This window comes from Pseudomonas sp. PVC-3-1, assembly GCF_057444315.1.
The window spans coordinates 5680821-5699018 of the sequence record NZ_CM172023.1 but is presented as its reverse complement, the minus strand read 5'-3'; the positions used below and the strand labels follow the sequence as shown (position 1 = coordinate 5699018).

Genomic DNA, 18198 nt, shown 5'->3' with positions numbered 1-18198 from the left:
AGGCGACTGCCGGGTCAGTGTCTGATAGTTAAGCCGAGGAAGTTCATGGATATCATCGATACCATCAAAGAGCAGATCTCCAGCAACCCTGTTCTGCTGTACATGAAGGGTTCGCCGAACGCTCCCCAGTGCGGTTTCTCGTCCCGCGCCGCGCAGGTGCTGATGGCTTGCGGCGAAAAATTCGCCTATGTCGACATCCTGCAGAACCCGGAAATCCGCGCCAACCTGCCCAAGTACGCCAACTGGCCGACCTTCCCGCAACTGTGGGTCGGTGGTGAACTGGTCGGCGGCAGCGATATCCTGGCCGAGATGTTCGAGAAGGGTGAGCTGCAACCGCTGATCAAGGACGCCGTGAGCAAGGCCAACGCCTGAGTCTTTCGTGCTGTTGCACAAAGCCCCGCCTTGGCGGGGCTTTGTTTTTGGGAAGAAATAAAAGATGACTGAACAGACGCGGGCCAACGCCGCGCGCTGGGCGTGCGGATACTGCTTCGCCATGGGCGGGATGGTCCATGGCAGCGTGATGGGGCGGGTGCCTGCCCTCAAGAGCATGACCGGGGTGGACGAGCAGCAACTGGGCCAGGCCCTGCTGGGCGCGGGCTTTGGCGCGCTGCTGGCGTTCGCTTTTGCCGGCGCGCTGGTGCGCCGCTACGGCAGCCGGGCGATCACCGTGCTTTCGGGGCTGGCGCTGATGGCGACCTTTCCCCTGCTCGGGCTGGCGCAGGACGTCTGGGTCCTGGCAGCGGGCTTCCTCGCTGTCGGCCTGACCTTCGCGACCATGGATGTGGCGATGAACACCCAGGCGGTTGAAGTCGAACGGCGCCTCGGCCGCCCGTGCATCTCCAGCCTGCACGGCATGTACAGCCTGGGCGGGTTGGTCGGTGCTGTCGGAGCAGCGGCTTTCGCCGACCTGGCGCCGATCTGGCACTTCAGCCTGCTGGCGCTGATCGCCGTGGCGATCCTGCCGCTGTTTGCCCGTCATCTGTTCGAGGGCCGTCCGGAGCCCATGGAGGAGGAGGCGCCAGCCCAGCGTGGCTGGCGCCTGCCGCCACCGGCACTGATCGGCCTGGGTCTGCTGACGCTCTGTGCGTTCGTTTCCGAAGGAGCGGTCGCCGACTGGGGGGCTTTGCTGTTGCACCAGGTATTGGGCGCGTCCGAACGCCTGGCAGCACTGGGCTTCGCGGCATTCTCCGCGACCATGGTGCTGGGCCGGTTGTTCGGTGATCGCCTGCGCGTGCGCTTCGCTGACGAGGCGCTGGTGCGCAGCCTGGCGCTGCTGGCCATTGCGGGCATGCTGTTGGCGTTGTTCAGCCCGTGGATAGGCGGGTCGATCGCTGGTTTTGCGCTAGTGGGCGCCGGGCTGTCGGTGGTGGTGCCGATCCTGATCGGCGCGGCGGGTAACCGGCCGGGTGTCGAGCCTTCGCGCGGCGTGGCGGCAGTGGCGTCGTTCGGCTATGGCGGCTTGCTGATGGGCCCGCCGCTGATCGGCTTTCTCGCCGAACACGTGGGCTTGCGCCTGTCGCTGCTGGTGGTGATCGGATTGTGCGCGGGCCTGGTGTTCAAGGCCGGACTGGTGCGTCGTCCGCCCAAGGCGAACGTCTAGAAGGGAAGGGCACCGGCGTCCACAACTGCGCCGGTGCCTTGTTTCTGATCAGTCGTCTTCGTGCATGTGCGACTGCAGGTAGTTCTCCAGGCCGACTTTCTGGATCAGGCCCAGCTGGGTTTCCAGGTAGTCGATATGCTCTTCCTCGGACTCGAGGATGTCCTTGAGCAGGTCGCGGCTGACGTAGTCATGCACGCTTTCGCAATGCACGATGGCGTCGCGCAGGTCCTTGCAGGCCTTGAGCTCCAGGTTCAGGTCGCACTGCAGCATTTCCTGGGTGTTCTCGCCAATCAGCAGCTTGCCCAGGTCCTGCAGGTTGGGCAGGCCTTCGAGGAACAGGATGCGTTCGATGAGCTTGTCGGCGTGCTTCATCTCATCGATGGACTCGTGGTACTCGTGCGCGCCGAGGCGCTTCAGGCCCCAGTCGTTCCACATGCGCGAGTGCAGGAAATACTGGTTGATGGCGATCAGCTCGTTGCCGAGGATCTTGTTCAGATGCTGGATGACTTTCTTGTCGCCTTTCATGCCGGGGTCCTGCCGTGTGGAGTGGGAGAGATTGAAATTCTCGCGCCCTTATAACCATCTGTCAAACATAAGTCCTTGAATTTGTTATAAAAAGGAATATGAATGCGAATGTTTTCATTCCGCAACTGGGCGCTAAATCACTGAATTGCGGGCATAAAAAAACCGGGCCATGGCCCGGTTTCTTCGGAATTGCTGCTGAACTGATCAGCGGTATTTTTCTCAGCCTGCCGCATAGGCCAAGTTGTAGTTCATCGCCTGGGCGCTTTGCAGCTCGCCGAGGGTATCGCGAACCACCTGTTTGGCCAGGCAGGCGCACTTGCCACATTGAGTGCCGACACCGGTGCACTCGCGCACTTCGCGATAGTTGCAGGCGCCGTCGTAGATCGCATCGCGGATCTGGGTATCGGTAACACCGTTGCAGAGGCAGACGTACATGGTTGCACTACAGTCGCTGTGGGGTTGTTGGAAGCGATACTAATAATAATGAGAATGATTGTCAAAAGTTGCCGGGGTCTCATTTCGACGGCCCGATAAATGGTCAATCGGTTCAGTGAGTTAGCCCCGAGTCCGCGCAGATGTAGGTGTTGCGGGTGGGGTGTATGATGGCTGCCCCACTGGAGTGACGGGCCCTCAAGCACGGCAGTTTCGACCGGGCGCAGCCGCCACTCCCAGCGCCTCACCATTAAGGAGAATCAAATGAGCGTACTCGTAGGTAAGAAAGCTCCCGATTTCAACGTGGCCGCCGTACTGGGCACTGGCGAGATCGTCGACAGCTTCGTGTTGTCCGAAGCCATCAAGGGCAAGTACGGGCTGGTGTTCTTCTACCCGCTGGACTTCACCTTCGTCTGCCCCTCCGAGCTGATCGCCCTGGACCACCGCATCCCCGACTTCCAGGCGCGCAACGTCGAGGTGATCGGCGTTTCCATCGACTCCCACTTCACTCACAACGCCTGGCGCAATACCCCGGTGGACAAGGGCGGCATCGGCCCGGTCAAGTACACCCTGGCGGCCGACATCACCCACGAGATCTGCAAGGCCTATGACGTGGAGTCCGAAGGCGGCGTGGCTTTCCGCGGTGCATTCCTGATCGACAAGAACGGCGTGGTGCGCTCGCAGATCGTCAACGACCTGCCGCTGGGCCGCAACATGGACGAGCTGCTGCGTCTGGTCGATGCCCTGCAGTTCACCGAGGAGCACGGCGAAGTCTGCCCGGCCAACTGGAAGAAGGGCGACAAGGGCATGGCCGCCTCGCCTGAAGGCGTCGCCGCCTACCTGGCCGAACACGCCGGCAAGCTGTAAGGCTGTCCGGTGATGAAAGAGCCCCGCTTCGGCGGGGCTTTTTCATGGGCGCGCAGGATTGCTTTTCGTAGGAGCGAGCTTGCTCGCGAACAAGGGATCAGGTGTGCATAGCGGCCAGGTCTGACGTTCACCGGGCGGTGGTTCGCGAGCAAGCTCGCTCCTACAGGAAGCCGGCAAGCCCTGCGTGCAGGAAAGAAAAAGCCCCGCCTGAGCGGGGCTTTGTCATGGGATCAGGAAGAGAGGATCAGTCCTCGTCTTCCATCCAGCCGCCGAATTCCTTCCAGCGGTTGACGATGCCGCAGAACAGCTCTGCGGTCTTCTCGGTGTCGTAGCGCGCCGAGTGGGCCTCGCGGTTGTCAAACTCGATGCCGGCGGTCTGGCAGGCCTTGGCCAGTACGGTCTGACCGTAGGCGAGGCCGGCAAGGGTCGCGGTGTCGAAACTGGAGAACGGGTGGAACGGGTTGCGCTTCACGCCGCTGCGGTTGACCGCCGCGTTGAGGAAGCCGAGGTCGAAGCTGCTGTTGTGCCCGACCAGGATCGCCCGCTTGCAGCCATTGGACTTCAGCGACTTGCGAATGCCGCGGAAGATCTCGGTCAGCGCCTGTTCTTCCGGTACCGCCATGCGCAGCGGATGGTCCAGCTTGATGCCGGTGAACTCCAGCGCAGCCTGCTCGATGTTGGCGCCTTCGAAAGGCTCCACGCGGAAGAAGTAGGTGTGCTCGGGGAACAGGTAGCCGCTCTCATCCATGCCGATAGTGACGGCGGCGATTTCCAGCAGGGCGTCGGTGCCGGCGTTGAAACCGCCGGTCTCAACGTCCACCACGACCGGCAGGTAGCCACGGAAACGGCGCGCCATCGGGTGGCGCGGGCCGGGCGGGAAGGAACCGTCGAGTTCTTCTTCGAAGATTTCGTTCTCGTCACTCATGCCTCGGTCTCCAGCAGGCGCCAGCGCAGTTTTTCACCGGCGCGCAGCGGGACCACGTCGAAGTCGCCGAAGGGCAGGGATGCCGGTGCTTCCCATTCTTCGCGGACCAGGGTGATGCGGTCGCTGTTGCGCGGCAGGCCATAGAAGTCGGGGCCGTGCAGGCTGGCGAAGCCTTCCAGCTTGTCCAGCGCCTTGCGCTGCTCGAAGGCTTCGGCGTACAGCTCGATGGCGGCGTAGGCGGTGTAGCAGCCGGCGCAGCCGCAGGCCGCTTCCTTGGCGTGGCGCGCGTGGGGGGCCGAGTCGGTGCCGAGGAAGAACTTCGGGCTGCCGCTGACGGCTGCATCCAGCAGGGCTTCCTGGTGGGTATTGCGCTTGAGGATCGGCAGGCAATAGAAGTGCGGGCGGATGCCGCCGACCAGCATGTGGTTGCGGTTGTAGAGCAGGTGGTGGGCGGTGATGGTGGCGCCGACGTTAGCCGGGGCGGCCTTGACGAAGGCGGCGGCATCGCCGGTGGTGATGTGCTCGAAGACCACCTTGAGGGTCGGGAAACGCTCGACTACGCGGGTCAGGTGCTCATCGATGAAGCGCTTCTCGCGGTCGAACACGTCGACTTCGGCACGGGTCACCTCGCCGTGCACCAGCAGCGGCAGGCCGACTTCGGCCATGGCTTCAAGCACGTGGAAGATGTTGTCGACGCTGGTCACGCCAGAATCGGAGTTGGTGGTGGCGCCGGCCGGGTACAGCTTGGCGGCGTGCACGAAGCCCGAGGCCTTGGCAGCGCGGACTTCCTCTGCGCTGGTGCGGTCGGTGAGGTACAGCACCATCAGCGGCTCGAAGCGGCTGCCGGCCGGACGGGCAGCCAGGATGCGCTGGCGGTAGGCGTCGGCTTCGGCGGCGTTGCGTACCGGCGGAACCAGGTTCGGCATGATGATGGCGCGGCCGAAGGTGCGGGCGGCGTCGCCGACGGTTTGCGCGAGTGCGGCGCCGTCGCGCAGGTGGATGTGCCAGTCGTCGGGGCGCAGGAGTGTCAGGCGGTCGGACATGCGGATTCCAGGGGTGCGGTTGCAGCGGGAAGAGGGTGAAATGCTACCGGAAAAGCCCGCCGCCGGCACTCGCTATCAAGTTTTGCCGAGGCCGACCGATAGAATCTGGGACGCCTATTTACCTGTGTGGATGCCACCGTGCGCCAGCCATCTCTACTTCTCCTCACTCTTTGTGCGAGCCTTCCGGCCTGGGCGCTGACCTTTCAGACGCGCATGGAAAGTGCGCAATGGACGGTAGAGGGCGACCAGTTCGAGTGCCGGTTGTCGCAGAGTGTGGCCGGTTTTGGCCTGGGCGAGTTCGTCTGGCGCGCCGGTGAGCAGCCAACCTTCCGCCTCAAACCGCAGACGGGCTGGCTGGGCAGTGGCTCGGCGACCTTGCTGGCGGCCGCGCCACCGTGGCGGCCGGGGCAGGGTGACCTGAACCTGGGGTCTGTGCAGGTGGGTGCGGGCGATGTTCCGTTCAACAGTACGCAGCAGCAGGCCGGGCGCTTGCTCGGCGGTCTGCTGGAGGGCCGCGCGCCGGAAGTGCGCCACCGCACGCGCACCGGCGAGACCCTGCTGGTGCGGCTGATGCCGACGCGTTTCGCGGATGGTTACACGAAGTTCCAGGACTGTTCGACGAAGATGCTTCCGGTCAACTTCGACCAGGTGCGCCAGAGCCAGGTCGGCTTCCCGGACGGCGGCACCGAGGTCGACCCGTTGGGCCGCGCCAAACTGGACATCATCCTGCAGTACATGAAGGCCGACCCGACGGTGAATCGCATCGAACTGGACGGTCACTCCGACAACACCGGCAACCGCCTGGCCAACCGTGAAGCCTCGCGCCGACGCGCCATCGCCGTGATGGAGTACCTCAAGGCCAACGGCGTGGCGGAAGCGCAGATCACCGTGCGTTTCTATGGCGAGCGTTACCCCTTGGTGAAGAACAACTCCGCCGCCAACCGCGCGAAGAACCGCCGGGTGACGGTGAACCTGTCCCGCGAGGCGGTGGCTGAGCAGCCGGCTGTTGAGGCTCCGCCTGCACCTGCCGCAACCGCTCCCACCGCACCGACTCCCGCCGCCAACGCTCCTGCGCAGGGCGCGCCCGCGACGCCTGCCGCCAGCGCCTCCAACCCGCCTGCCACGCCGCCCGCAGTACCCAAGGGTTAAGCTGCGGCGGCGGGTCGCACCGACGATAGTATTTGTCGCTTTGTCGTCAAAAGCTGTCGCCCCTCTGTAAATTATTCCGAGCGGACAGTAGAATCGGTCCCTTTCGTGACAACCCCCGTGGAGTTGAGTGGCATGGCGGACGTGAAGAAGGTAGTCCTGGCGTATTCCGGTGGCCTGGACACCTCCGTAATTCTGAAGTGGCTGCAGGATACCTATAACTGTGAAGTGGTGACCTTCACCGCCGACCTGGGTCAGGGCGAGGAGGTCGAACCGGCCCGCGCCAAGGCCAAGCAGATGGGCGTGAAAGAGGTCTTCATCGAGGACCTGCGAGAAGAGTTCGTCCGCGACTTCGTGTTCCCGATGTTCCGCGCCAACACTGTCTACGAAGGCGAGTACCTGCTGGGTACTTCCATCGCCCGTCCGCTGATCGCCAAGCGCCTGATCGAGATTGCCAACGCCACTGGCGCTGATGCCATCTCCCACGGCGCCACCGGCAAGGGCAACGACCAGGTTCGCTTCGAACTGGGCGCCTATGCGCTCAAGCCGGGCGTGAAAGTGATTGCTCCCTGGCGCGAGTGGGACCTGCTGTCCCGCGAGAAGCTGATGGACTACGCCGAAGCCCACAACATCCCGATCGAGCGCCACGGCAAGAAGAAATCGCCGTACTCCATGGATGCCAACCTGCTGCACATCTCCTATGAAGGCGGCGTGCTGGAAGACACCTGGACCGAGCACGAAGAGGACATGTGGAAGTGGACCGTCTCCCCGGAGAAGGCCCCTGACACCGCGACCTACATCGAGCTGACCTACCGCAAGGGTGACATCGTCGCCATCGACGGCAAGGACATGAGTCCGGCCCAGGTCCTGACCGAGCTGAACCGCATCGGCGGCGCCAACGGCATCGGCCGTCTCGACATCGTCGAGAACCGTTATGTCGGCATGAAGTCCCGCGGCTGCTACGAGACCCCCGGCGGCACCATCATGCTCAAGGCGCACCGTGCCATCGAGTCGATCACCCTGGACCGCGAAGTCGCTCACCTGAAGGACGAGCTGATGCCGCGCTACGCCAAGCTGATCTACACCGGCTACTGGTGGAGCCCGGAGCGCGAGATGCTCCAGCAGATGATCGATGCCTCCCAGGAACACGTGAATGGCGTCGTGCGCCTGAAACTGTACAAGGGCAACGTCATCGTGGTCGGCCGCAAGTCCGACGACTCGCTGTTCGATGCCAACATCGCGACCTTCGAGGAAGACGGCGGCGCCTACAACCAGGCCGATGCCGCTGGCTTCATCAAGCTCAACGCGCTGCGCATGCGTATCGCCGCGAACAAGGGCCGCAAGCTGTTCTAAGCGGACCTTGCAGGAGCGAGCTTGCTCGCGAAGCTTTTGCTTTTTGCGCGGTTCGCGAGCAAGCTCGCTCCTACGAAAAGAACAACAATCCCCGGCCACGAGCCGGGGTTTGTGTTTATAAGCCCGCACTCCGGGCACCTGATGAGGAAAGAATCGATGAGACTGCTGCATACCATGCTGCGCGTCGGCGACATGGACAAATCCATCGCCTTCTACACCGAAGTCCTGGGCATGACCTTGCTGCGCCGCAAGGATTATCCGGACGGCCAGTTCACCCTGGCGTTCGTTGGCTACGGCAACGAGGACGACAATAGCGTCATCGAGCTGACCTACAACTGGGGTGTGGACAAATACGAGCTGGGCACCGGCTACGGCCACATCGCCCTGGAAGTGGCCGACGTCTACAAGGCCTGCGAGGACATCCGTTCGCGCGGCGGCAAGATCACCCGCGAGCCGGGCCCGATGAAGCACGGCACCAGCATCCTGGCCTTCGTCGAAGACCCGGACGGCTACAAGATCGAGCTGCTGAGTCCGCAGCGCAAGGACTGATCCGTCGACCGTCGTCGAAGCGTCCTTGGAAAACCCCGCCCACACCGGCGGGGTTTTTCTTTTCCGGCTGTCATCAGAAAGTCACTGCAGCGTTCATACTCAAGAGGCATCGACGTCGGACGCGTCGATTGCGGAAGCAGTTTCCGCCATTCGCTTGTCACAGTCAGAAGGAGCGCGCTGCGGGCCGGAGAATCCCCGCCGCGACGCTCCCGGCAATGACGGCCGAATGGACGGCCGCATCGATTTATCGGAAGGCCCGCGCCACGGCGCCCGGCTTCCATCGTCAAGGAATACAGCATGTCCCCAAGACCGGTAAACAATGCCTCGGTCAGCCCCAAGGGCAGCCTCGAAACCCTCTCCCAACGTGAAGTCCACCAGCTCAGCGAAGCGGGCTCCGGCAGTACCTACAAGCTCTTCCGCCAGTGTGCCCTGGCGATCCTCAACACCGGCACGCAGATCGACAACGCCAAGCACATCCTCGACGCCTACCGCGACTTCGAGCTGGAAATCCACCAGCAGGACCGCGGCGTGCGCCTGGAACTGTTCAACGCGCCGGCCGACGCCTTCGTCGACGGCGAGATGATCGCCAGCACCCGCGAAATGCTGTTCAGCGCCCTGCGCGACATCGTCTACACCCAGAATGCCCTGAACAGCCGGCGCTTCGGCCTGGACAGCTCGGCCGGCATCACCGACTACGTCTTCCACCTGCTGCGCAACGCCCGCGCGCTGCATGCCGGTGTGGAGCCGAAGATTGTCGTCTGCTGGGGCGGCCACTCCATCAGCACCAACGAGTACAAGTACACCAAGAAAGTCGGCCACGAACTGGGCCTGCGCAGCCTGGATGTCTGCACTGGCTGCGGCCCGGGCGTGATGAAGGGCCCGATGAAGGGCGCCACCATCGGCCACGCCAAGCAGCGCATCACCGACGGCCGCTACCTGGGCCTGACCGAGCCGGGCATCATCGCCGCCGAGGCGCCGAACCCGATCGTCAACGAACTGGTGATCCTGCCGGACATCGAGAAGCGCCTGGAGGCTTTCGTCCGTGTCGGCCACGGCATCATCGTGTTCCCCGGCGGCGTCGGCACGGCGGAGGAGTTCCTCTACCTGCTGGGCATTCTCATGCACCCGGATAACCAGGACATGCCGTTCCCCCTGGTGCTCACCGGCCCGCGCAGCGCGGCGGCGTACATCGAGCAACTGCACGCCTTCGTCGGTGCGACCCTGGGCGAGGCGGCGCAGAAACGCTACCGCATCATCATTGACGACCCGGCGGAAGTGGCGCGGGAAATGAGCACTGGCCTCAAGCGAGTCAAGCAGTTCCGCCGCGAGCGCAACGACGCCTACCACTTCAACTGGCTGCTGAAGATCGACGAGGGCTTCCAGCGCCCGTTCGAGCCGACCCACGAGAACATGGCCGGCCTCGACCTGGGACGCGACGTACCGCCTCATGAACTGGCGGCGAACCTGCGGCGGGCGTTCTCCGGCATCGTTGCCGGCAACGTGAAGGATCGCGGCATCCGTATGATCGAGGAGTTCGGCCCCTACGAAATCCACGGCGACGCGGCCATCATGGAGCCGCTGGATGCGCTGCTGCAGGCCTTCGTCGAGCAGCACCGGATGAAGTTGCCGGGCGGCGCGGCGTACGAGCCTTGTTACCGGGTGGTGCAGCGCTCCGCAGTGGCGGTGTGAACCTGTAGGAGCGAGCTTGCTCGCGAACACTTCCCGGCGACTCTGATGCTGGGTGGTTCGTGAGCAAGGGCTAGGCGCCCCCCCCCTCGGTCCTACGAAGAGCGCAAAACAAAAAGCCCCGCCAGGATGCGGGGCTTTTTCATGTGGGACTTACATTAAGGAGAAGGCTTACAGATCGAAATCGTAGTCGGACAGTTGGCGCTGCAGGCGACGCTCTTCCAGGTAATTATCGATGATGCGGCGCTTGGTCAGGTTGGTCTTGGCGACCTCTGCCGTGGCTTCTGCGCCGTCATCGCTGTCGTCTGTGCTGACATCGTCCTCGAGTTCGAGGTCTTCTTTGTCGTTTGCCATTCGGTGCACTCCACAACACGGGGTGTGTTGGCGCCCCTTATATCGACAAAGGCGTGGGCGGTAAAAAAGATTTTTTCAATCAGCCTGAAGGAATTTTCTCATAACGCTCAATCGTCCGAAGTCTTGTGCTTGTACTCGCACAGGTCCTCGATTCGGCAGCTGCCGCACTGCGGTTTGCGCGCCTTGCAAACGTAGCGTCCATGCAGGATAAGCCAGTGGTGTGCATCCAGCAGGTATTCCTTGGGCACGAACTTGAGCAGCTTGCGCTCCACTTCGAGCACGTTGCGCCCTGGCGCGATGTTGGTTCGATTGGAGACGCGGAAGATGTGCGTGTCCACCGCCATCGCCGGCTGCCGGAATGCCGTATTGAGCACTACGTTGGCGGTCTTGCGGCCCACGCCCGGCAGGGCTTCCAGGTCTTCGCGGTTCTCCGGTACCTGGCCGCCGTGCTTCTCGATGAGGATGCGGCAGGTCTCGATGGTGTTCTTCGCCTTGCTGTTGTACAGGCCGATGGTCTTGATGTACTCCGACAGGCCCTCCACGCCGAGGGCGAAGATCGCTTCCGGGGTATTGGCCACCGGATAGAGCTTGGCCGTGGCCTTGTTCACGCCCACGTCGGTGGCCTGGGCGGAGAGCAGCACCGCAATGAGCAGTTCGAAGGGCGTGCTGTAGGCCAGTTCGGTTTCGGGGTTGGGGTTGTCTTCTTTGAGTCGGCGGAAAATCTCCGCACGCTTGGCAGCATTCATTCGATCACTCCGGTCACGCGGACGCGTTGGCGCTCGGTCGCGGGTACGTCGCCCGCCTGCGCCTTGGCGCGGTCCGCCAGGCTTTCATCAATACGGTTCTTCAGTGCGATCAGCAGGCCCAGCACCAGGAAGGCGCCGGGCGGCAGCACCGCCAGCAGCAAACCCTGGTAGCCAGGAATCTGCACTTTCCAGTCGGCGGCGGCGGGGCCGAACAGCAGGTCCATGCCGGCCAGCAGGGTGCCGTGGCCAAGCAGTTCGCGCAGGGTGCCGATGGTCAGCAGGACCAGGGCGAAGCCCAGGCCCATCATCAGTCCGTCGAAGGCCGAGCGCGCGATGCTGTTGTTCACGGCGAAGGATTCCGCGCGGCCGAGGATCACGCAGTTGGTGGTGATCAGCGGTACGAAGATGCCCAGCACCTCATACAGCTCATAACGCCAGGCCTGCATCAGCAGTTCGACGCAGGTGGTCAGGGTGGCGATGATCAGCAGGAAGGCGGGGAGGCGCACGGCTTCGCTCAGCGTGCCACGGATCAGCGATACGCTGACGCTGGAGCAGACCAGTACGAGGAGAGTCGCCAGCCCCAGGCCGAGGGCATTGACCATGGAGCTGCTGGTGCCCAGCAGCGGGCAGAGACCGAGCAACTGCACCAGGCCGGGGTTGTTCTTCCACAGGCCCTGCAGGGCGATTTCGCGGTAGCCGGGATTATTCATGCTGTTCTCCCGAGGCAGCCGGGGCGAGCAGCTCCGCCTTGTGAGCATCGAAGTACTGCAGCGCCAGGTGCGTGGCCTTGACCACGGCGCGCGGGGTGACGGTGGCGCCGGCAAACTGGTCGAACTGGCCGCCGTCCTTCTTCACCTTCCACCCGGCATCGGCCGGGTCGATCAGTGAGCGGCCGTCGAAGCCGTGCAGCCAGTCGCTCTTGCCCAGTTCGATACGGTCGCCCTGGCCGGGTGTCTCGTGGTGCGCCACGACTCGCACACCAAGCAGCCGGCCTTGTGCGGTCACGCCCACCAGCAGTTGGATCGAGCCGCCATAGCCGTCACGGGCAACTGGCTGCAGCACGACCGCCGTAGCCTGGCCCTGGAGGCGCGCGATGTAGGCGGGCGCCGGTTCCTCGCGACCCAGCAGCTTGGGATCGAAAGTGCTGACTTCGCTCTCCAGCGGATGGTTGTCGTAACTGCCCCTGGGCAGCAACTCCAGCAACGTGCGGCCACGCGCGTCGCGCTGGGCGGTGTCGATGCGCTGGGCGGTGAACTGGTGAACGGTGGCCACCACGCCAGCGGCGATCAGCGCGACCAGACCCAGCGCCAGGATGCTCTTGAGCAACTCGCGGTTCATCGATCACCTGCCTTGAAGCCACGTTCTGGCTTCTTGTGCCCGTAGGTGCGCGGCCGGGTGAAGTAATCGAGGGTGGGCGCGGCAAGGTTCATCAGCAGCACGGCGAAGGCCAGCCCGTCCGGGTAGCCACCCCAGGCGCGGATCACATAGGTGAGCACACCGACTCCGATGCCGAACAGCAGCCTGCCACGGTTGCTGGTGGCGCCGGATACCGGGTCGGTGACAATGAAAAAGGCGCCGAGCATGGTCGCGCCGCTGAACAGGTGCAGCAGCGGCGAGCCGTGGGAGTCGGAACCGGTGCCGTTCCAGAACAGCAGGCTCGTGACGAACAGGCCGCCAAGCATGCCTACCGGCGCGTGCCAGGTGAACAGCTTGCGCCAGAGCAGGAACAGCCCGCCGGCGAGGAAGGCCAGGTTGACCAGCTCCACGCCGCGCCCGCCGATGTTTCCGAAAGCGGGAGACTGCGCCAGCAATTCCTCCATGGTCAGGCTGTGGTTGTTGCGCACCACGTCCAGCGCCGTGGCGCCGACCCAGGCGTCGGGTCCCTGGCTGGCGACGCCGAAGATCTGCCGCAGGCCATCGGTGAATCCGAGTGCGCTGTCCGGCGCCGGCCACTGGCTCATCTGCTGCGGGAAGGACACCAGCACCACCGCGTAGCCGACCATTGCCGGGTTGAAGGGGTTCTGCCCGAGGCCGCCGTACAGGTGCTTGCCGAAGATCATCGCGAATACCGTAGCGACCGCGCTCAGCCACCAGGGCGAGTAGGGAGGCAGGGCGAGGGCGAGTAGCACGGCGGTAACCAGGGCGCTGCCGTCCTTGAGAAAGAACGTCACCGGGCGGTCGCGCAGCTTGAGCATGAGCGCCTCGGTGGCGAGCGCGAGCAGGCTGCACCAGAGCAGGTTGAACAGGGTTCCGACGCCGTACAGGCCGATCAGTACCAGCGCGCCGGGAGCGCAGGCAGCCAGCAGCGTCAGCATGACCTTCTGTGTGCGGTTCGTGCCGGTGGTGTGGGGCGAGCTGATGCGCGGCAGTTTCATCAGGGAGCCTCGCCATTGGCATCGGCGACGGCGCGCTCTGCCGCTTGCAGGCGCTCGCGGGCAGCGGCCAGGAGCGAGTCGCTGGCACCCTCGCGTTCGAGCTTCTTCAGGTCGGCGCGGGCATAGGCCAGTTCGGTCTTGGCGGCGCGCAGGGCGGCCGTCACCGGGCGCTTGTCGGTGCGCACGAGGTCTGGCGGCGCCTTGCCGCTGGCGTCCTCTGCGGCGTGCAGCGCGGCTTCGGCGGCGGCAAGCGTCCGGTGGATCGTGTCCAGTTCCTCGGCGGAGGCGCCTTCACGCTCAGCGGCGCGCAGGGCATCGCGCTGCGCGATATAGGCCAGCTTGGCCTGCCGCAGGGCAAGCACGCCGTCAACGGGCTGCTCGGTTTTTGGTTCGGTCGGCAAGGCGGCCCCCTGCAGTTCGGTGAGTTGGCACTCGATGCGTTCGACATCTCCGCGCAAGGAGGCGAGGGTGGCGCGTTGCTCGTCGCTGGGCGATTCGCCGAAGGCCTTCTCGGACTTCTTCAACTGGGCACGGGCCATGGCGGCGTCAATCTTCGCCTGCTTCAGTGCGGCTTCGTGCGGGGCGGGAGCTTTAGCCGGAGCGGGCGCCGGTGCCGAGTTGGTGCTTTGCGCTTCGGCAGCCGCCAGCGCAGCTTTCGCTTCTTCGGCGGCGCCGCGCAACTCGGCGACCTGGCTGCGCAGTTGATCGGTGTCGTGGGCGGCCAGTTGCTTCTCGGCTTTCTTCAGCGCGACCTGGGCCATGCTCGCTTCGATCTTCAGGCGCTTGAGCTGGTCGGGCGCATTGCCCACGGACTTCTCGGCCTTGACCCGCTCAATCACCGATTGCGCGGCCGGCGCGGCGGGTGTTGCGACCTCGGGTTGGTCCGCCTGCGCGCGCGCTGCTCGCTCCTGGCGAGCCAGGCGGTCGGCGGTGCGGCGTTCTTCCTCGCGGCGCAGGCGGTCCTGGCGCTGCTCGAAGCGCAGGCGCCACTGCTCGGCCTTCAGCTGGCGCTGTTCCAGTTCGCGGATCTCGCCCTTGGACGCGCGGTAGTACTGCAGCAGCGGAATGCTCGACGGGCAGACGTAGGCGCAGGCGCCGCACTCGATGCAGTCGAACAGGTTGTGGGCCATCAACTGGTCGTGATCTTCGCCGAGGGCGAAAAAGTGCAGTTGCTGCGGTAGAAGGCTGGCGGGGCAGACCTGTGCGCAGTCGCCACAGCGGATGCACGGCATGGCCGCTTCCGGTGCCGGTAGCTCCTCGCGAGAGGCAGCCAGGAGGCAGTTGATCGTCTTGATCAGCGGTGCGTCCGTTGACGGCAGGCTGTCGCCCATCAGTGGGCCGCCAAGGAGCAGGCGGTCCAGTTTTGCGGCGTCGAGGCCGGCAAAGTCCAGCAGCTCGCCCACGGGCGTGCCGAGCAGCGCTTCGACGTTGCACGGGCGCGCCAATGCAGCGCCGCTCAGGGTGGTGATGCGCGAGATCAGCGGCCGCCCGCGCAGTACCGCGTCGGCCACGGCGACGGCGGTGCCGACGTTCACGCAGAGCATGCCGATGTCCGCCGGCAACCCGCCGGAGGGCACTTCGCGGCCGGTGAGAATCTGGATCAGCTGACGCTCGCCGCCGGACGGGTAACGGGTCGGGATCGACTGCAGGCGGATCGGCCGTTCGCCGATGGCGGCCTGCACGGCAGCAATGGCCTGCGGCTTGTCGTCCTCGATGCCGAGCAGCACCTGCTGCGGCTGGAGGATGTGCATCAGCACCTCGATGCCTTCCACCAACTCGACGGCGCGCTCACGCATCAGCAGGTCGTCGGCGCTGATGTAGGGCTCGCACTCGGCGCCGTTGATGATCAGGGTGTGCAGGTCGTCCTGGGCGCGCGAGGCCAACTTGGCGGCGGTGGGGAAGCCGGCGCCGCCGAGGCCGGCGATGCCCGCCTGGCGAATGCGCTGCAGCAGTTCGGTTCCGGAGAGGGACACATATGCGGAAATGGGTTCCAGCGTCGTCCATTGCTCCGCGCCGTCACTGTCGATGACGATCGCGGGCAGCGAAAGGCCGGAGCTGTGCGGATAAGGTTGTTCGCTGATCTCGGCCACGGTGCCGGAAGTCGGCGCATGCAGCGCGGCGCTGATGGCGCTGCCGGCCTGCGCGATCATTTGGCCCTTGAGCACATGCTGGCCGACTTCAACACAAGGCACGGCGGGCTCGCCGATATGTTGTTGCAGCGGCAGCACCAGGCGGCGCGGCAGCGGCGGGCGCTGGATCGGCGTGGCAGTGGACTGCTGCTTGTTGGCCGGCAGGTGCAGGCCGCCGGGAAAATTCCAGACCTGCACGTTCATGCCACCCGCTCCCGATCGCTGTGGATCAGTCGGCCTTGCGGCAGCGGCCATCTCCAGTCGTCGATGCGCACCGGCAGGTCGCGCATCTCGATGCAGTCCACCGGGCAGGGTTCCAGGCATAGGTCGCAGCCGGTGCATTCGTCGACTATCACCGTGTGCATCAGCTTGGCCGCGCCGACGATGGCGTCCACCGGGCAGGCGCGGATGCACTTGGTGCAGCCGATGCACTCGGCCTCGCGGATGTAGGCGACACGCAGAGGCGCTTCCTCGACGGCGTCCAGTGGCAGGGGTTCGACGTCCAGCAACTCAGCAAGGGCGGCGATGGTCGCGGCACCGCCAGGCGGGCACTTGTTGATGGCGTCACCCTCGGCGATGGCCTGGGCGTAGGGTTTGCAACCGGCATAGCCGCACTGGCCACACTGGGTCTGCGGCAGGAGGTCGTTGATCTGCCCGGCGATGGGTGCGTCCGCGACCTTCACTCGCGCCGAAGCCTGGCGCATCGCCACGGCGCCGGCGAGGCAGGCCAGGATGATCAGCAGCGCAGCGATCATGGCTTGAGCAACCCGCTGAAGCCCATGAACGCCAGTGACATCAGCCCAGCGGTAATCATGCCGATGGCGGCGCCCTTGAACGGCTTGGGCACGTCGGCGATGGCGATGCGCTCGCGCAGGGCGGCGAACAGCACCAGCACGAGGGTGAAGCCCAGCCCGGCGCCGAAGCCCTGGAAGGTGGATTGCAGGAAGCCGAATTCGGCCTTGCGCGCATTGAGCAGCGCCACGCCCAGCACGATGCAGTTGGTCGTGATCAGCGGCAGGAAGATACCGAGTGTGCGGGCCAGCAGCGGGCTGGTCTTCCTGAGCAGCAGTTCAGTGAATTGCACCACCAGTGCGATTACCAGGATGAAGCCGATGGTGCGCAGGAACTCCACGTCCAGCGGTTGCAGCACGTAGCGTTGCAGGATGTAGCTCAACGCCGAGGCGAGGGTAAGCACGAAGGTGGTCGCCAGGGCCAGGGCCAGCGCGGTTTCGATCTTGCGCGACACGCCCATGAACGGGCAGATGCCGAGGAACTGCACGAGCACGAAGTTGTTGACCAGGATGGCGCTGACCAGGATCAGGGCGAGTTCGGTCATGGCCGGGCACTCGCAGCCGGGCGCGCGGAGAGGCTGATCATGCTCGCAGACCGGTGGTCAGCGGGTTGATGGCGGTGAGAGGACATGGCTCGAATACACGGTGCGAAGTAGGCAATTGTACCTCCCTGAAATCAGTTGCGGTGCCGGGGGCGGCGGGAGGAACATCGGCGGCTGCCGAACCCGATCGGTTCCCCTTATGGAAGTCGCGATGCGCAAAACGCTGTCCGGACGCCTCACCGCCCTTTGCCTGTTGTTCTCCAGTGGCCTGGCTTCGGCCGCGCCTTTCACCACGGCTGATCTGGTCAGTTGGCCGCGCATGAGTGTCGCCGACTTCGCCTGCCTGCTGGAGCAGCGCACTGGCCATGCCGATGCGCAGTTCAGCTGCGCCGCCAGCAGGAAACTGAGCAACTGGGGCGACGCCTGCCACGACACCGAACTCAGCTACGCCGGCCCGCAGCTCCCCGAGGCGCTGGTGCATCAGCTCGATCCGCGCATCGTGGCGGTGGACCTGGACTGGGAATACGGTCGCCTGCAATCGGTCAACGTCACCTTCGAGAAGATCATGACCGCCGAGGAGGTGGCCGACATCTTCCCGCAGGTGAACCTGGAAGACCCCACCTCACGGGACAACCTGAGCAACGCCTCGCTGCAGGATTGTGCCGAGGACGCCTCCTGCCTCTATCTGGAAGGCTTCGAGCACCTGGGTGGCGGCGACGTGGACTGCGAGGACGCTCAGTAGGTCATGCAGGCGGCGTTGAGCAGCCCGATGCACAGCGAGGCGCCACCGAGGAATACGCCGTGGGCCAGGGTGTTGCCTTCGATGCCGCTCTTGAGCTCCGGCACCAGGCGTGACAGGCCGACAAACACCAGCACCTGCACCAGCATGGCGATCACGCCCCAGATCAGCATGTCGATGATGCTGACGCTGTGGGCGATGGCGCTGGCCAGTGGCAGGGCGAAGCCCAGCAGGGTGCCGACCAGGGCCACGGCGGCGCTGATGTTGCCCTGGCGGATCAGCTGGATTTCCGCGTAGGGCGTCAGGCGGATGTAGAGGCTGGTGAACAGGCCGAACAGGCCGATGGCCGAGGCGAAGTAGGCGAGGAAGTTGGGCAGGGTCTGCAATAGGTTCATG

General features: G+C 64.7%; 21 protein-coding genes. 8 read left to right on the top strand and 13 right to left on the bottom strand.

Features of this window, described 5'->3' with window-relative positions:
- Positions 1-45 precede the first annotated feature (45 nt).
- Positions 46-372 carry a Grx4 family monothiol glutaredoxin gene (grxD, locus tag AC2T4A_RS26205; RefSeq protein WP_017521010.1) on the top strand — a complete coding sequence of 109 codons (327 nt, stop codon included), beginning with the start codon at positions 46-48 and terminating at the stop codon, positions 370-372.
- A 64-nt stretch (positions 373-436) separates the two neighbouring features.
- Positions 437-1600 (top strand): MFS transporter, encoded by a 1164-nt coding sequence (locus AC2T4A_RS26200; protein WP_416747947.1) that lies wholly within the window; start codon positions 437-439, stop codon positions 1598-1600.
- A gap of 48 nt (positions 1601-1648) precedes the next feature.
- On the opposite strand, the gene bfrB is transcribed toward AC2T4A_RS26200, so the two are convergent.
- Positions 1649-2125: a bacterioferritin BfrB gene (gene bfrB / locus AC2T4A_RS26195; RefSeq protein WP_017521012.1), complete on the bottom strand. Its 477-nt coding sequence runs from the start codon at positions 2123-2125 to the stop codon at positions 1649-1651.
- A gap of 219 nt (positions 2126-2344) precedes the next feature.
- Positions 2345-2560: a bacterioferritin-associated ferredoxin gene (locus AC2T4A_RS26190; protein ID WP_081517708.1), complete on the bottom strand. Its 216-nt coding sequence runs from the start codon at positions 2558-2560 to the stop codon at positions 2345-2347.
- 261 nt (positions 2561-2821) lie between these two features.
- On the opposite strand from AC2T4A_RS26190, the gene AC2T4A_RS26185 reads away from it, so the two are divergent.
- Positions 2822-3424, top strand: a complete 603-nt coding sequence (locus tag AC2T4A_RS26185; RefSeq protein WP_416747949.1) for a peroxiredoxin — start codon at positions 2822-2824, stop codon at positions 3422-3424.
- Between the two features lie 244 nt (positions 3425-3668).
- On the opposite strand, the gene rnt is transcribed toward AC2T4A_RS26185, so the two are convergent.
- Positions 3669-4349, bottom strand: a complete 681-nt coding sequence (gene rnt / locus AC2T4A_RS26180; protein ID WP_478377060.1) for a ribonuclease T — start codon at positions 4347-4349, stop codon at positions 3669-3671.
- Positions 4346-5392: a dihydroorotase gene (gene pyrC, locus AC2T4A_RS26175; RefSeq protein ID WP_416747953.1), complete on the bottom strand. Its 1047-nt coding sequence runs from the start codon at positions 5390-5392 to the stop codon at positions 4346-4348. The genes rnt and pyrC overlap by 4 nt, the downstream gene beginning before the upstream one ends.
- A 138-nt stretch (positions 5393-5530) precedes the next feature.
- Here pyrC and AC2T4A_RS26170 point away from each other — a divergent pair, with 138 nt between their 5' ends.
- The 4 genes from AC2T4A_RS26170 to ppnN all read left to right on the top strand — a co-directional run bounded on the left by AC2T4A_RS26170 (position 5531) and on the right by ppnN (position 10129).
- Positions 5531-6541 carry a flagellar protein MotY gene (locus AC2T4A_RS26170; protein WP_416747955.1) on the top strand — a complete coding sequence of 337 codons (1011 nt, stop codon included), beginning with the start codon at positions 5531-5533 and terminating at the stop codon, positions 6539-6541.
- A 132-nt stretch (positions 6542-6673) separates the two neighbouring features.
- Positions 6674-7891 (top strand): argininosuccinate synthase, encoded by a 1218-nt coding sequence (locus AC2T4A_RS26165; RefSeq protein WP_045209837.1) that lies wholly within the window; start codon positions 6674-6676, stop codon positions 7889-7891.
- 156 nt (positions 7892-8047) lie between these two features.
- On the top strand, positions 8048-8440 hold the full coding sequence (gloA, locus tag AC2T4A_RS26160; protein ID WP_017521018.1) for a lactoylglutathione lyase: 393 nt from the start codon (positions 8048-8050) through the stop codon (positions 8438-8440).
- Positions 8441-8737: 297 nt separating this feature from the next.
- A complete protein-coding gene (gene ppnN, locus AC2T4A_RS26155; RefSeq protein WP_416747958.1) occupies positions 8738-10129 on the top strand; it encodes a nucleotide 5'-monophosphate nucleosidase PpnN in 1392 nt (463 codons plus the stop codon).
- 168 nt (positions 10130-10297) lie between these two features.
- Here ppnN and AC2T4A_RS26150 read toward each other — a convergent pair whose 3' ends face one another.
- From AC2T4A_RS26150 to rsxA, 8 genes are all read right to left on the bottom strand, one after another.
- Positions 10298-10480 carry a PA3496 family putative envelope integrity protein gene (locus AC2T4A_RS26150; protein WP_017521020.1) on the bottom strand — a complete coding sequence of 61 codons (183 nt, stop codon included), beginning with the start codon at positions 10478-10480 and terminating at the stop codon, positions 10298-10300.
- 107 nt (positions 10481-10587) lie between these two features.
- Positions 10588-11226, bottom strand: coding sequence for an endonuclease III (gene nth, locus AC2T4A_RS26145; protein ID WP_416747961.1), 639 nt, complete (start codon positions 11224-11226; stop codon positions 10588-10590).
- Positions 11223-11936 (bottom strand): electron transport complex subunit E, encoded by a 714-nt coding sequence (locus AC2T4A_RS26140; RefSeq protein ID WP_416747963.1) that lies wholly within the window; start codon positions 11934-11936, stop codon positions 11223-11225. Before AC2T4A_RS26140 ends, nth begins: the two co-directional genes overlap by 4 nt.
- Positions 11929-12564 (bottom strand): electron transport complex subunit RsxG, encoded by a 636-nt coding sequence (gene rsxG / locus AC2T4A_RS26135; protein ID WP_416747965.1) that lies wholly within the window; start codon positions 12562-12564, stop codon positions 11929-11931. Before rsxG ends, AC2T4A_RS26140 begins: the two co-directional genes overlap by 8 nt.
- Entirely contained in the window at positions 12561-13601 is a 1041-nt protein-coding gene (locus tag AC2T4A_RS26130; protein ID WP_486742153.1) for an RnfABCDGE type electron transport complex subunit D, read from the bottom strand. The genes rsxG and AC2T4A_RS26130 overlap by 4 nt, the downstream gene beginning before the upstream one ends.
- Positions 13601-15934 carry an electron transport complex subunit RsxC gene (rsxC, locus tag AC2T4A_RS26125; RefSeq protein WP_486742152.1) on the bottom strand — a complete coding sequence of 778 codons (2334 nt, stop codon included), beginning with the start codon at positions 15932-15934 and terminating at the stop codon, positions 13601-13603. The genes AC2T4A_RS26130 and rsxC overlap by 1 nt, the downstream gene beginning before the upstream one ends.
- Entirely contained in the window at positions 15931-16485 is a 555-nt protein-coding gene (gene rsxB, locus AC2T4A_RS26120; RefSeq protein WP_486742151.1) for an electron transport complex subunit RsxB, read from the bottom strand. Before rsxB ends, rsxC begins: the two co-directional genes overlap by 4 nt.
- Positions 16482-17066 carry an electron transport complex subunit RsxA gene (gene rsxA / locus AC2T4A_RS26115; protein WP_486742150.1) on the bottom strand — a complete coding sequence of 195 codons (585 nt, stop codon included), beginning with the start codon at positions 17064-17066 and terminating at the stop codon, positions 16482-16484. Before rsxA ends, rsxB begins: the two co-directional genes overlap by 4 nt.
- Before the next feature lie 208 nt (positions 17067-17274).
- Here rsxA and AC2T4A_RS26110 point away from each other — a divergent pair, with 208 nt between their 5' ends.
- Positions 17275-17805, top strand: a complete 531-nt coding sequence (locus tag AC2T4A_RS26110) for a hypothetical protein (protein ID WP_486742149.1) — start codon at positions 17275-17277, stop codon at positions 17803-17805.
- Here the strand turns inward: AC2T4A_RS26110 and AC2T4A_RS26105 are convergent.
- A complete protein-coding gene (locus AC2T4A_RS26105) occupies positions 17799-18197 on the bottom strand; it encodes a DUF350 domain-containing protein (RefSeq protein WP_416747977.1) in 399 nt (132 codons plus the stop codon). The genes AC2T4A_RS26110 and AC2T4A_RS26105 overlap by 7 nt on opposite strands.
- Position 18198 lies beyond the last annotated feature (1 nt).

Excerpts from the sequence above, each read along its gene's own strand:
- AC2T4A_RS26185 (WP_416747949.1), top strand. The coding sequence starts at position 2,822 with ATGAGCGTACTCGTAGGTAAGAAAGCTCCCGATTTCAACGTGGCCGCC.
- grxD (WP_017521010.1), top strand. The coding sequence starts at position 46 with ATGGATATCATCGATACCATCAAAGAGCAGATCTCCAGCAACCCTGTT.
- AC2T4A_RS26200 (WP_416747947.1), top strand. The coding sequence starts at position 437 with ATGACTGAACAGACGCGGGCCAACGCCGCGCGCTGGGCGTGCGGATAC.
- AC2T4A_RS26105 (WP_416747977.1), bottom strand. The coding sequence starts at position 18,197 with ATGAACCTATTGCAGACCCTGCCCAACTTCCTCGCCTACTTCGCCTCG.
- rsxG (WP_416747965.1), bottom strand. The coding sequence starts at position 12,564 with ATGAACCGCGAGTTGCTCAAGAGCATCCTGGCGCTGGGTCTGGTCGCG.
- bfrB (WP_017521012.1), bottom strand. The coding sequence starts at position 2,125 with ATGAAAGGCGACAAGAAAGTCATCCAGCATCTGAACAAGATCCTCGGC.
- AC2T4A_RS26110 (WP_486742149.1), top strand. The coding sequence starts at position 17,275 with ATGCGCAAAACGCTGTCCGGACGCCTCACCGCCCTTTGCCTGTTGTTC.
- AC2T4A_RS26165 (WP_045209837.1), top strand. The coding sequence starts at position 6,674 with ATGGCGGACGTGAAGAAGGTAGTCCTGGCGTATTCCGGTGGCCTGGAC.
- rnt (WP_478377060.1), bottom strand. The coding sequence starts at position 4,349 with ATGAGTGACGAGAACGAAATCTTCGAAGAAGAACTCGACGGTTCCTTC.
- AC2T4A_RS26150 (WP_017521020.1), bottom strand. The coding sequence starts at position 10,480 with ATGGCAAACGACAAAGAAGACCTCGAACTCGAGGACGATGTCAGCACA.
- nth (WP_416747961.1), bottom strand. The coding sequence starts at position 11,226 with ATGAATGCTGCCAAGCGTGCGGAGATTTTCCGCCGACTCAAAGAAGAC.
- AC2T4A_RS26130 (WP_486742153.1), bottom strand. The coding sequence starts at position 13,601 with ATGAAACTGCCGCGCATCAGCTCGCCCCACACCACCGGCACGAACCGC.
- rsxC (WP_486742152.1), bottom strand. The coding sequence starts at position 15,934 with ATGAACGTGCAGGTCTGGAATTTTCCCGGCGGCCTGCACCTGCCGGCC.
- AC2T4A_RS26190 (WP_081517708.1), bottom strand. The coding sequence starts at position 2,560 with ATGTACGTCTGCCTCTGCAACGGTGTTACCGATACCCAGATCCGCGAT.
- pyrC (WP_416747953.1), bottom strand. The coding sequence starts at position 5,392 with ATGTCCGACCGCCTGACACTCCTGCGCCCCGACGACTGGCACATCCAC.
- gloA (WP_017521018.1), top strand. The coding sequence starts at position 8,048 with ATGAGACTGCTGCATACCATGCTGCGCGTCGGCGACATGGACAAATCC.
- ppnN (WP_416747958.1), top strand. The coding sequence starts at position 8,738 with ATGTCCCCAAGACCGGTAAACAATGCCTCGGTCAGCCCCAAGGGCAGC.
- AC2T4A_RS26140 (WP_416747963.1), bottom strand. The coding sequence starts at position 11,936 with ATGAATAATCCCGGCTACCGCGAAATCGCCCTGCAGGGCCTGTGGAAG.
- rsxA (WP_486742150.1), bottom strand. The coding sequence starts at position 17,066 with ATGACCGAACTCGCCCTGATCCTGGTCAGCGCCATCCTGGTCAACAAC.
- rsxB (WP_486742151.1), bottom strand. The coding sequence starts at position 16,485 with ATGATCGCTGCGCTGCTGATCATCCTGGCCTGCCTCGCCGGCGCCGTG.